An 11,685-nucleotide genomic window follows, 5' to 3' on the forward strand; every position below is an offset into this window, starting at 1 on the left:
AGGCCATTATGAGTCAATATCCGGCACGACGAGAGGATTCTCTAACACCGCAGGAATTGCTTTCGATAGAGGATCAGGATGTCCTGCTGTATACCGTTGTAACTCAGCCGTATAGGAAGCGAAGCGGGGTAAGATCTCGCGACAGAATGCCTCCGCCGCTTTGGAGCGATAGCGATTAGGATTCACAATCACGGATAGCATCCGTTTAACGACGACATCTTGAATTTTTGACCGATGCAATACCCCCATTTGCAGTTCTTTCTCAATCGCAGAAATGGAAACAAATGCCGCTCCTAAACCCGATTGCACTGCATTTTTAATGGCTTCGATCGAATTGAGTTCCATTTCAATCTTGAGTCGCCGCGTCTCAATCCCACATTTTGTTAATACCTGATCGATCACCTTGCGAATGGTTGACTGGGAATCTAAGGCAATAAATTGCAGCTTATACAAATCATCCTTCTGAATCACCTCCTCTTTTGCGAGAGAATGGAAAACAGGCAGAATCAGTGCTAGTTCATCCTCAGCGTAGGGAATAATTTCTAAGGAGTCCTGGAGTTCAGGAGAAATTTCCCCCCCGATGATGGCTAGGTCAATTTGTCCATTTGCCACGCTCCAGGAGGTGCGTCGAGTTGAGTGAACATGCAGTTGTACGGCAACATCAGGGTACTTTTGCCGGAACATCCCAATCATGCGGGGAAGGAGGTAAGTTCCAGTCGTCTGACTGGCTCCAATAATCAGGGTGCCACCTTGGAGATTTTGCAGATCCTCTAACGCGCGGCAGGTTTCTTGACAAAGCGTCAAAATCTTCTCACCGTAGCTCAGGAGAAGATGACCGGCCTCGGTCAGTTGTGCCCGTCTGCCCCCCCGATCGAAGAGGGGTACGTCCAACTGACGCTCTAAGTTCTGCACCTGTAAACTAACAGCAGGCTGAGATACATAAAGGCTATCAGCAGCACGCTTGAAGCTCCCCTCAGCGGCGATCGCTTTAAGAATGCGGAGTTGATCCAGAGTAAAAGGAAGGTCAGACATAACAGCTAAACCTGAAGTTATGAAAGGAGCCTGAACATGATTGGGAGCAGAATGCTAGATGAGAAAGGAAAATGAATCAACAAATTCAGGGGCTTCTAGAATCAAAACCGTACCATAAATAGTTGCTCAAGCCTCTGGAAATGCGTTCAGACATACATTGTGTAGAAACGTAAATCAGGGCAGGCATTGTGTCGAAACGTAAACTTAGGAATCTATGAAACAGGAAGTTATCCAGGACTTTCTGAATTTACCAGGAATTGCGGGTGTTGCCCTAATGGATGGTCGCTCTCGACCGTACTTTTGTGGTGTGGATCAAACCCTGAACTTTCAGCAAAAGGAAGCCTTAGCCCAAGGAATTTTGCAAGTTGTTGAAACCATTCCTGAAGGATTTGAATCCTTTGAGTTTCAATTTACGGGTCATCAGGTGCATATTTATAAACTCGATCGAGGCATTATTTTGTTGGTTTTGACGCGAGATGATTTAGTTTATTCAGATTATTTACAAATCATTAAAAACCTCAAGGCTTCGTTACGAGAAGACATCGCCAACGCGATCGCTACCTTTCGCCTGATTGCTGGCAACATTACCCTATCCGGCATCAGCTATCGCAAATCCCCCACCAACGGTAACAGAACGCTCGACCCTGGGATCACTTCTTCATCTAATCATGCCCCGATTCCGATTCAGTCCAAACCTGCCAGCGTGACTCAATCCCCCCCTGCCCCCACGGAAATTGCCGCTCCCCCCATCGTCACCCCGCTGCCCACTGTTCCGCCAACCACGCCGCCTGTTTCTGCCATTCCCGACGGGGCTCCAGTCGCCGCTACGATCGCGCCGGCAGCCAGCATTAAGGATTTGGTTACCGCCTTAAACCACTTAAGTCAATTTACAACCCAATTTCTGGGGACTCATGTGATTGTGAACTATTGGAAATCTACTCGTCCCAGTCACGACTGGCTCAGCAATTTTCAAATCGATCGCTCGGCGCAGGTCAGCTTCACCAGTTCTACCCCTCAGGAACTTCTGCACCCCCTGAGCAACGAACAACAAGTTTGGGTGCAAGAATGGATTGCTGCCTTTATTAAGCGGTGTTCTCAGGTGATCCGCGACTTTCCCCAACTGATCGAACAAAGGGCATTGACCGGGGAGCAAAAGGCGCTGCTACTGGGCAATAAAGCCTGAATAGTGAGCCATCAGCAGTTTGGTGTTCTCGCTTTTCTACTTTCCTCTTCCTCCCCACCTCCCTCACCCGTTCAACCTTCCCCGACCCTTAAGGAGTTTTGATTCAATGGCTAAAATTGTCCGGCTCGAACCGATCGCCCAGGAAACTTCGATCGAAACCAATGGCAATTTACTCTCGGTATTAATCAACAAAGACCTGGATGTCTTAAAAGAGTGTGGCGGTCGGGGGATGTGTGCTACCTGCCATGTCTATGTCCGTGAGGGCATGGAATCCCTCTCACCGATTAACCGCCGGGAACAACGCACCCTGGAAGTGATTACTACCTGCAAGACCAACTCGCGGTTGGCGTGTCAGGCCAGGGTTCTACAGAATGGGGTCATCGTTGAGCTACCGCCTGGGATGTATGTCAATTCGATTAAAGATATTGAGGCACTAATTGGTAGACGGGCTGAGCAAGACCTCTTACATCCGATTACGGGTCAAGTGCTAGTCGAAACTGGCAAGTTAATTACCCGATCGACTTTGAAACAGATTGAAGATACGACCAGCTTCAAAATGGGAGAATTCTTTGCTCAATCTACGGATGTGTAACGGAGTACCCACTCACGCACTAGCTTGATTCGTGCCCATTAGCGTTCTTAATCGTTCAACAAACTTAACTAAGTGTTACATTTCTTTGGAGGACGGGAATATTAAGTCCAGATCGACCCACTCCAAGGAAGCAAACCTGATGTTAAGCCAATTACAGAAGTTAAGTGTGGAAACGGATGGTCGGTTTGCCACAGACGCAGAACTGCTATTCGTCAATCAATATGCCCGATCGTTTGGCTTAAGACTGCAAACCTACCAAAAGCTCCAGGCAGCGGAAGCGGTGATCGTGCAACAGGTCTATACCCGCTTGCAAGCCCTTGATCCCACGATGTTTCAAGTCCAGCAGGATGACCTGAGTGCCAAATGGAAACGGGATACGATTCGTGTTTTGCGGTATTCGGCGATCGCGATGCTGCTGGATGACCCTGCCACCTTACAGGAACGGCTACTGTTCTGGTTTCAAAGCATCATGAAAGCCTTTGGGGCACAACGCAGTTGCCATCTGACCTACGCCACCATGCAGGAAGTGGTCAAGCAATACCTGTCTCCTGTTCAGGCAAGCCTATTTTGCCCAATTCTGGAAATGAATCAGAAACTCCTGGGAACCAAATAAGCGATCGCCAGTCGGGTCGTCTAGTTTGCCAGATCATGCGGCATGATTAAGAAAGATGACTGATGCAGCTACGATGCCGTGGCGCAATCTACCGTCAACCTGAAGCATTTCGGTGTGAGCAACGGTAATTTTTGGCATTCTATCCCGATCTCGTTACTCTTAATTCCCTAGACAGAACCTCATGGCTACTCCTTTGAGCGGTGCGCAAATTCGGCAAGCGTTTCTCGACTTTTATGCAGCAAAAGGGCACAAGATTCTGCCCAGTGCTTCTCTGATTCCCGAAGATCCGACTGTGTTGTTGACGATCGCGGGAATGCTGCCCTTTAAGCCGATTTTCTTGGGACAACAGGCGGCGGAATTTCCCCGTGCCACCACTGCCCAAAAATGCTTGCGTACCAACGATATTGAAAACGTGGGTCGCACCGCTCGGCATCACACCTTCTTCGAGATGCTGGGTAACTTTAGCTTTGGGGATTACTTTAAGTCCCAGGCGATCGCGTGGGCATGGGAACTCTGTACCCAGGTCTACAATCTGCCACCCGAGCGCTTAGTCGTCAGTGTGTTTGAGGAAGATGATGAAGCCTTTGCCATCTGGCGGGATGAGGTGGGTCTGCCGGAACACCGGATTCAGCGCATGGGTGCCAAGGATAACTTTTGGGCATCGGGCCCGACGGGACCCTGTGGCCCCTGCTCCGAGATTTACTACGATTTCCATCCCGAACAGGGCGACGACACGATCGATCTGGAAGATGACACCCGGTTTATCGAGGTCTATAACCTGGTGTTCATGCAATACAACCGGGATGCTGATGGCAATCTGACCCCGTTGCAGAACAAAAACATTGATACGGGGTTAGGACTGGAACGAATGGCACAAGTCTTGCAAAAAGTGCCGAACAACTATGAGACAGATCTGATTTTCCCGATCGTTAAGGCGGCGGCAGAAATTGCTAGCATTGACTATGCTAAAGCCGATAATGCCACTAAAATTGCGCTTAAGGTAATTGGCGACCATATTCGGGCAGTCGTCCACATGATCGCGGATGGCATTACCGTGTCCAATCTGGGGCGGGGGTATGTGTTACGGCGGCTGATCCGACGAGTGATTCGCTACGGTCGGCAAATTGGCATTAAGCAAGAGTTTACCCCTCAAGTGGCGGAAACCGCGATCGCTCTGGCTGAAGCAACCTATCCCCAGGTGCGAGCAATGGAAGCCACAATCAAAGTGGCGTTGCAACGCGAGGAAATCAACTTCCTGAAAACCCTGGAGCGGGGTGAAAAGATCCTGGCAGAAATTATCGATCGCCTCGGAAAAGGAGGACAAATTTCTGGCAAGGATGCCTACGATCTCTATGCCACCTATGGCTTCCCCCTAGAAATGACGCAGGAAATTGCTGCTGAACAGGGATTAACGGTTGATCTAGAGGAGTTTGAGGCTGAACAAGAACGCGATCGCATCCGCTCCCAGCAAGCCCATGAAACCGTGGATTTAACCGTTCAAAATGGCTTAAATCAACTGATTAATCACATCGCGGAAACGGAATTTCTCGGTTATACCCAACCCTCTAGCGAGGCGGAAGTGAAGGCGTTATTGGTGAATGGGCAACTGGTTCAACAAGCAGAGGCAGGCAGTTCAGTTCAAGTGGTGCTGGATCAAACCCCGTTCTATGCCGAGTCGGGGGGACAGATTGGCGATCGCGGCTATCTGTCAGGTGGCGATGTCTTGGTACGGGTGGAAGATGTCCAGAAGCAGGCTGGGTTCTTTGTCCATCACGGTCGGATTGAGCGAGGAACCCTCCATGTCGCGGATGTGGTGACGGCGCAAATTGACTTAGCGTGCCGCCGTCGAGCACAGGCACACCATACGGCTACTCACTTATTACAATCTGCCCTGAAGCAAATTGTCGATGACAACATTTCCCAGGCTGGCTCCCTGGTTGCCTTCGATCGCCTGCGGTTTGACTATCATTGTCCCCGCCCCTTAACGGCGAAAGAACTCCAGCAAATTGAAGAACAGGTGAATATCTGGATTGCTGAAGCCCATGATGCCCAAACCTATGTCTTACCGTTAGCCGAGGCAAAAGCTCGGGGGGCGATCGCCATGTTTGGCGAAAAGTATGGCAGTGAAGTGCGAGTGTTGGATGTGGCTGGCGTGTCGATCGAACTCTGTGGCGGTACCCATGTGCGGAATACTGCCGAAATTGGGCTGTTCAAAATTGTGTCTGAGACAGGGGTTGCGGCTGGGATTCGGCGGATTGAAGCGGTCGCAGGACCGGCGGTACTGGAATACCTGAATCTGCGTGATAGCGTCGTTAGGGATCTGAGCGATCGGTTTAAAGTCAAGCCAGAGGATATTCCCGATCGTATTACGGGGCTACAAAATGAACTGAAATCCACCCAAAAACAGTTGGACACGCTCAAGAGCCAGTTAGCCTTAGCCAAAGCGGATAGCTTACTGAACCAAGCCGAAGCAGTGGGCGAGTTTCAGATTCTCGTCGCGCAGCTGGATGGTGTAGATGCTAATGCCTTAACCACGGCGGCTGAACAACTTCAGCAAAAACTGAAGGATGGGGCGGTGGTCTTGGGTTCCATCCCGGAGGAGGGCAAGGTAAGTCTGGTGGCTTCCTTCAGTCCCGGCGTAGTCAAAAAAGGGTTACAGGCTGGCAAACTTGTGGGTGCGATCGCTAAACTATGTGGCGGTGGCGGTGGTGGCCGACCGAATTTGGCTCAGGCAGGAGGACGGGATGCCAGTAAACTGCCAGAAGCCTTGGCAACGGCGAAACAACAGTTACAGTCTGGCTTGCAGTAATTCCAGCCTCTAAATTCATCTAGGGACGGATGGGATGCGTCCTGCTGCCCTAGATGAATGGCTGAAATCGGTTTTAAGATACCTTCCGAGCCTCGCTGCTGACTTTACTCGCTGTCGATCGGGTGTTGAGTTGAGGTGTTTCTGCCAGTAAGGCAATAAAACCAGTACGTTCTGTATCCAACTTGGCATCACTCAGCAAGTCAATCACAGCCACGCCAACGACCTCTTCAATCAATTTGCGAATTTGAGGTTGGATAGCTTCATTCAGATTGAGATGAACTTCTTCCGCTAACTCTTCCTTGCCATTCCCTAGCAAGAACTGGGCGGGTTGTGTGACTGAATTTTCCAAGACAATCACAACCTTTCGGTCAACAATCTGACTGCTGACTCGCTCTAACCGATGTCCAGTTTGAGTCCGATAAAGGGCGAGAATGCGTTGAGATAATGTTCGTTCTAACTGACCAGATGTAGGAATCGAGCCTGTCATAGGAGTAAAATCTGCCTTCATTTTTAGCTAATGAATATTTAATTAGGAAAATCGGCATTCGTAAATCTGCCTTTGGAATTAACTCTGCGTAGCCTGCATTACTTCCTTTCAATTCCTGGGATTAAATCTTTATGGAGACAGCAAACTCTACACTAAGACAGATCCAAAAAAAATATGTTTGTTTATAACGAAAAATATTTTGATAAGTTACTTAAAGTCAAATTTCTATCAAAGACTACGATCGGAATTACTCAGTTATCTACTTGTGCAAGTAGGAGCGTGGGAGATATTCCCATGCGGCGGGAGCCTAGGAGCGTGGATTTAATCAAACCGTAACTGTACGGGCGTAGCCGATCAAGCTCTATCCTGCAATGGATTTGACAGCAAACCCGCCCCTACCCAATCTCGAACTGATTTAATTCTCATTCCTTAGTCAGCACAAATTCCTCGATCGTAAAATTTCGTAAGCCAATATAAAATTATGTTGCAGTAATCGAAGAAATGTTTGCCACACTCCTTTTAAATGTGTTAAGTAACATCTCCTGTCCTCATTTTCTCTATAGCCCTACCCAGCACACTTGCCATTTTGCTTTCCCCTTCTAAACAGGGTCGCTCTGTGCGGTAAAGTTACAGTTATGTATGATGACGATGAGCTAAGCATCCTCGATATTGAGGACGACCTAGAAAGCCCCTTAGATCAGATGGCAGCCGTTGATGCGGAATCAGCGGAACCTAAGCCTGATCCGGAAGAAATGTTGCCATTGCTGGAGTCCCCTGACACCAACCAGCGCATGTTGGCAGCCCGCGCCTTTTGTGAACTGCAAGACGATCGCGCCATTCCCCATCTGATCCAACTATTAACTGACCCCTGTCCGTTAGTGCGGGTTAGCGCTGCCTACGGATTGGGTCGTAACCCTAGTCCTGATGCCGTAGAACCGCTGATCGCCCGATATAACGAAGATTGGAATGGCTACGTCCGTAAAGGGGTGGTCTGGGCATTAGGTAACTGTCGCGATCGCCATTCGTTACCAACCCTAATCGATGCCCTCAAGACCGATATTTCAGCAGTTCGGCTCTGGGCCGCCAGTTCTCTGGCTCAAATGGCTTCCGTTGGCTATGATGCGGTGATTGCCGCGATTCCGCCCCTGATTGAAGGCTTACGCCGCGATCCCGTAGCCGCCGTTCGCAGTAATTGTGCCTGGTCAGTGGGGCAACTGTGTCGGGAACTGCCTTCCAATGTGGTCTACGCTACAGCGATCGATGCGTTGTTAGAAACTTTTGTGGAAGACGAAGAGTTAGGAGTGCGGGAGGATGCCCGATCGGCTCTGCTCAAGCTGGGTGATCCTCGCGGCCTCCAGTTAATTGAGGAACTAGAGCGGGAAGGCTTCCTCTAAGCCAACCTGTATCACCAGAAGGCACAGGATCACGCTTAACCCTATGCCTTCTATGCTCTAACTTCTATTTAGATATTGATGCTATTGGGAATACAGGAAGGTAACAGGTAAGGATAGGCAACCCCTGTATTAGCGACCCGCTGCTGGTTACGGGCATGGATCGTGCGCTCAATTTCCGTCAACTCTGCTTGAAACTGGGCAAGAATCTGTTGATCCCCCCGATCGGCAAACCGAATTAACTCAGAACTGCCGAGGGTGCCCCAGCGAATCCCACTTAGGGCAAAACTGAGTTCTATTTGTCCCAAATCCTGGGCGGGTGGTGGCAGCAAATCCTTTACAGATGGGCAGCTATCCGGGCGACAGTATGCCGCTAACGGGGCATTCGGTGGATAACCGACATAATCAAACTGGCTAAAATTTACGGCCGCATGTTGGGGCCCACAGGTAAAGATCACCTGAGTCACAATCTCGATCAGTTGCTGCACCCCGATCGCATCCTTAGAGGAGGGAAACCCCGGGACTCGCGCATAGGTCGGCAATGATTCAGGAGCCAGCCCAAACTGCGCTAACATCTCGGTTGGCAACCAACTTGGAGCCTGGGCAAATTCTTTCCAGGGGCGAGTATTGATCGGATCACCTAGTTCCCCAATCCAGCCAGGTAAATAAGGATCTTGATGAATGGCGCGATCGTCCGGGTAATAGCGTTGTAAATAGCGGCTGACATAGCGATTGATCGCCTGCCATAGTAGCTTGGCATCATCCCGATAGGGAAAGTCGGGCAACACATCCCCATCTACGCCCCGACTCTGAATATTGCGGGGGAGAGCATAATCGGCAAACGGACGGTTGCGGTATGTTTGATTAATTAATGCCAGTGAAGCTTCCCGTGTGGGTGCCATTAGTTGATCGATCGCGCCATTTTCACCTAACAGCACCTCATTGCCCCGCGTATTAATCGCTAGCAAAAACTGAAAGTGGGGACGCAGCAATTGGTAGAGGGGATGGTTAGTAGGGAGTTGCCGACAGGTGGCGATCGCAATTGCCTCCATCGCCAAATGAGTATCGCTCAGGTGGGAAATCAGTTCATGATGGGTGACATCTGCCACCTGGACATAGAGTTTTGCCTGCATCCAGGCATCTGCCTCGCCTCCAGCCTGGGGGGGCAACACCACCCGTCCCGGCTCAACCTGAATCAGCAGTGGCTCTAACCCCTGGGGCGAGCAATGAAATACTGCGATCGGACTGCCCACATAGCGACCGGGCTGTAACTCAGCCGGAGTCAGGTTTTCTAAGCAGGGGTAGTCGGCAATAAATAATTTCTGAGTAGCAGATGCCTCGATCAGATCAATGGGACTACCATTGGCGAGGGTTAACGGTTGGGTTGCCCAGCTTTGCAGTCGGGGTTGATCCGCCGCCTGTACCTGCCGGATCACCATCGGGTTTTGTCCGGCTAACCGTTGGCGGGCAAACTCTCGATCGCTGAGTCCCCCCTCCCGTTGATGAATTTGGGCAACTACAGGACGCGATCGCTGGTGCCGTTCTAAAGCCTGGTAAAATCGGGTACGCTGTTGAGTCGCTATTTCCGTTTGGGTGAGAGTACCTTGCGGACGAACCGCCGACACCGCCTGTTTTGCCGCCAGCATCGCCAGCATCATCGATCGGCGCTGCCGCACAAAGTTAGCATCAAACTGCTCATTCGGTGGCAGATGGAAATTAAACCAACCGGACTGGAAGACCTGCAAATCTACCAGCAGGGTGGTGATCTGCGCCCAACCTTCACTTAAGGATTGAGAGGTATGCTCCATCCGTTGCCATACTAAGCTCCAGGGTTGGGAAACCCGTCCCTGTTTTACCAGTTGGCGTGGTAATCCAGTCAGAAGATATTGCCAGATCCCTTCATCCCCAATATAGGGAAAAATCCGGGCGGGTCCAGCCTGGTGCAGCGATCGCGGATCGTAACGATAGTGACCCTGTTGCTCAGTGAGCGGTAAGTGACTACCCATTCATTACCTTAGGAACCAGAGGGGGCTTCGTCTTTGGGGGCGGCTGCGGGACTGGATGTTGTGGCATTCGCCTGCTGTTCGCGTTTCTTGCGATCGGCTTTCAGGATATCCTCCATGACTGCCTGGGCTTGGGCGAGCTTATCTAGATTGCCTCGATACAATTCCAAGTCTTTTTGGACTTTATCGTCTGGCAGTTTTAATGCCATAGCAGCCTGTTTTATGGCTTCTTCCCGCCGGGTATCGTCTTTTACTAGATCTGGATCAGCCAGTTCCAGTAGGGTAAATACGCCCACCGCCGCCAGCCGACTGTATTTGTAGTTAGGACTGCTAACGCTGGCATGAATCGCTCCCTGGAGGTCATCGGTTGGAGCGGTAGCGGCCTGTCCAAACCAGGCTAACAAATTCTCAACTGACATGGAGCTTGCCATTGCTCGTAAACGATCGGCATCACTGCGGTAACGCTGTGGATCATCCTGGAGGGCTTGACAGAGTCCAGCAAAAATCGAGGCTTTATCTGGCTCGGGACGATACCCTTGCATAAAGCGATCGAAGGACGTGACAACGCCTAATGCATACAACGGGTCGTAGCGGAAGTCCACATTGACCGCAAGCAAATGCATTTCTACCATCAACTCCTCGACAATCCGGCGATAAATTGAGTTAATGGGGCGAGTGTGGATGTTATAAAAGGCTCGCTTGGTGTCAGAAACAGTGCGGACGTTATTCACAATAGAATTTGGGATGGCAGACATATCCTCCATTCTCGCGTTTGATGAGGAGTTTGCCAAGTTTTAAGCTGATTGACGGCTGGAAACCTTGCCGAACGCTGTTTGCATCTGGTTGGTTTCTACTACTAATCAGCATCTGCTGAACCAGTCTTGGACAATCTGAAAGCTCGATCGCGACATTTCTTGCGGCTAAATCGTTGGTTTAGGCAGGACTCGCAGAAACTTAACGATTTGTCCGGTGACTTCCAGGCTGATTAAGTAATGATCTAAGGTGAAGCGATAGAAAATTCCACTCGTACCCAGTTGGCGAAATTCTGGTAATTCCTGGATCTGGTTAATCTGATAAAAGTCTTCAAAGACAAATTTTTGCAGTTGACAGGCCGCCGCCGGTTCTAGCTGTTTCAGATCCCGTAAAAATCCCCGTTCGTAGCGAATCTCTAGCCCTTGGGGGGTATGCATCCTCCGGGCGGAAGTCTGCTGCTCTAGTGTGTTCATAAACGACCTTAGGAGAATGGTGGACAGAACAGTGATGGAGCAGTCCCTAGCAATTTCATGCCGGTTGGCAGCTTGCTAGAGATGGGGCAACACTCGCAGGGCTTCTTCACGAGTCAAGGTGTCTCCCGGTTTGAGACTCTGTTTAGACGCTTGAATTGCCTGAATCATGTAGGAATCACAATACAGATCCGATAGGTCTGCCCAGATATTGACCAGTTGCTCATCGGACAGCTGATCAATCAGGCGATGCACTTTGGTTCTCAGACGATTAACCATAACTCCAAGATTGCTGCGCTCAATTCGGCGATCAGGCAGTGGCTAGAAGTACCGCTGTTACGGTTAGCGTTCC

The 11,685-nt window shown here is 50.2% G+C and carries 11 protein-coding genes; 5 read left to right on the forward strand and 6 right to left on the reverse strand.

All coding sequences use genetic code 11. The features are described from left to right. Positions 1-6: 6 nt before the first annotated feature. Complete coding sequence (locus ACN4EK_RS19400) at positions 7-1,032, reverse strand: LysR family transcriptional regulator (protein ID WP_431659823.1); 1,026 nt, start codon at positions 1,030-1,032, stop codon at positions 7-9. 214 nt (positions 1,033-1,246) lie between these two features. Between ACN4EK_RS19400 and ACN4EK_RS19405 the strand changes: the two genes are divergently transcribed. The 4 genes from ACN4EK_RS19405 (at position 1,247) to alaS (ending at position 6,229) form a co-directional block, all read left to right on the forward strand. Next, entirely contained in the window at positions 1,247-2,215 is a 969-nt protein-coding gene (locus tag ACN4EK_RS19405; protein WP_431659825.1) for a hypothetical protein, read from the forward strand. A 106-nt stretch (positions 2,216-2,321) separates the two neighbouring features. After that, complete coding sequence (locus ACN4EK_RS19410) at positions 2,322-2,807, forward strand: 2Fe-2S iron-sulfur cluster-binding protein (RefSeq protein WP_431659826.1); 486 nt, start codon at positions 2,322-2,324, stop codon at positions 2,805-2,807. Positions 2,808-2,946: 139 nt separating this feature from the next. Beyond that, positions 2,947-3,420, forward strand: coding sequence for a globin family protein (locus ACN4EK_RS19415; RefSeq protein ID WP_431659828.1), 474 nt, complete (start codon positions 2,947-2,949; stop codon positions 3,418-3,420). A 181-nt stretch (positions 3,421-3,601) separates the two neighbouring features. Beyond that, positions 3,602-6,229, forward strand: coding sequence for an alanine--tRNA ligase (alaS, locus tag ACN4EK_RS19420; RefSeq protein ID WP_431659830.1), 2,628 nt, complete (start codon positions 3,602-3,604; stop codon positions 6,227-6,229). Between the two features lie 73 nt (positions 6,230-6,302). Here the strand turns inward: alaS and ACN4EK_RS19425 are convergent, their stop codons facing one another. After that, positions 6,303-6,716: a Na-translocating system protein MpsC family protein gene (locus ACN4EK_RS19425; protein ID WP_431659831.1), complete on the reverse strand. Its 414-nt coding sequence runs from the start codon at positions 6,714-6,716 to the stop codon at positions 6,303-6,305. A 635-nt stretch (positions 6,717-7,351) separates the two neighbouring features. Here ACN4EK_RS19425 and ACN4EK_RS19430 point away from each other — a divergent pair. Continuing rightward, the gene (locus ACN4EK_RS19430) at positions 7,352-8,110 is read left to right on the forward strand and encodes a HEAT repeat domain-containing protein (protein WP_431659832.1); all 759 of its coding nucleotides are present in this window, start codon (positions 7,352-7,354) and stop codon (positions 8,108-8,110) included. Positions 8,111-8,178: 68 nt separating this feature from the next. Here the strand turns inward: ACN4EK_RS19430 and ACN4EK_RS19435 are convergent, their stop codons facing one another. From ACN4EK_RS19435 to ACN4EK_RS19450, 4 genes are all read right to left on the reverse strand, one after another. Then, positions 8,179-10,113, reverse strand: a complete 1,935-nt coding sequence (locus ACN4EK_RS19435) for a lipoxygenase family protein (protein ID WP_431659834.1) — start codon at positions 10,111-10,113, stop codon at positions 8,179-8,181. A gap of 8 nt (positions 10,114-10,121) precedes the next feature. Then, on the reverse strand, positions 10,122-10,865 hold the full coding sequence (gene psb29 / locus ACN4EK_RS19440) for a photosystem II biogenesis protein Psp29 (protein ID WP_431659836.1): 744 nt from the start codon (positions 10,863-10,865) through the stop codon (positions 10,122-10,124). 165 nt (positions 10,866-11,030) lie between these two features. Beyond that, positions 11,031-11,336, reverse strand: coding sequence for a cytotoxic translational repressor of toxin-antitoxin stability system (locus tag ACN4EK_RS19445; protein ID WP_431659837.1), 306 nt, complete (start codon positions 11,334-11,336; stop codon positions 11,031-11,033). A gap of 75 nt (positions 11,337-11,411) precedes the next feature. After that, positions 11,412-11,612, reverse strand: a complete 201-nt coding sequence (locus ACN4EK_RS19450) for a hypothetical protein (protein ID WP_431659838.1) — start codon at positions 11,610-11,612, stop codon at positions 11,412-11,414. Between the last annotated feature and the right edge of the window lie 73 nt (positions 11,613-11,685).

This window comes from Pantanalinema rosaneae CENA516 (assembly GCF_050753385.1).
GTDB classification, from domain to species: domain Bacteria; phylum Cyanobacteriota; class Cyanobacteriia; order Leptolyngbyales; family Leptolyngbyaceae; genus Pantanalinema; species Pantanalinema rosaneae.

What these genes read in the sequence shown, in the direction of transcription:
- ACN4EK_RS19405 (WP_431659825.1), top strand. Translation starts at nt 1,247, where the DNA reads ATGAAACAGGAAGTTATCCAGGACTTTCTGAATTTACCAGGAATTGCG.
- ACN4EK_RS19415 (WP_431659828.1), top strand. Translation starts at nt 2,947, where the DNA reads ATGTTAAGCCAATTACAGAAGTTAAGTGTGGAAACGGATGGTCGGTTT.
- ACN4EK_RS19400 (WP_431659823.1), bottom strand. Translation starts at nt 1,032, where the DNA reads ATGTCTGACCTTCCTTTTACTCTGGATCAACTCCGCATTCTTAAAGCG.
- ACN4EK_RS19410 (WP_431659826.1), top strand. Translation starts at nt 2,322, where the DNA reads ATGGCTAAAATTGTCCGGCTCGAACCGATCGCCCAGGAAACTTCGATC.
- ACN4EK_RS19425 (WP_431659831.1), bottom strand. Translation starts at nt 6,716, where the DNA reads ATGACAGGCTCGATTCCTACATCTGGTCAGTTAGAACGAACATTATCT.
- psb29 (WP_431659836.1), bottom strand. Translation starts at nt 10,865, where the DNA reads ATGTCTGCCATCCCAAATTCTATTGTGAATAACGTCCGCACTGTTTCT.
- alaS (WP_431659830.1), top strand. Translation starts at nt 3,602, where the DNA reads ATGGCTACTCCTTTGAGCGGTGCGCAAATTCGGCAAGCGTTTCTCGAC.
- ACN4EK_RS19435 (WP_431659834.1), bottom strand. Translation starts at nt 10,113, where the DNA reads ATGGGTAGTCACTTACCGCTCACTGAGCAACAGGGTCACTATCGTTAC.
- ACN4EK_RS19430 (WP_431659832.1), top strand. Translation starts at nt 7,352, where the DNA reads ATGTATGATGACGATGAGCTAAGCATCCTCGATATTGAGGACGACCTA.
- ACN4EK_RS19450 (WP_431659838.1), bottom strand. Translation starts at nt 11,612, where the DNA reads ATGGTTAATCGTCTGAGAACCAAAGTGCATCGCCTGATTGATCAGCTG.
- ACN4EK_RS19445 (WP_431659837.1), bottom strand. Translation starts at nt 11,336, where the DNA reads ATGAACACACTAGAGCAGCAGACTTCCGCCCGGAGGATGCATACCCCC.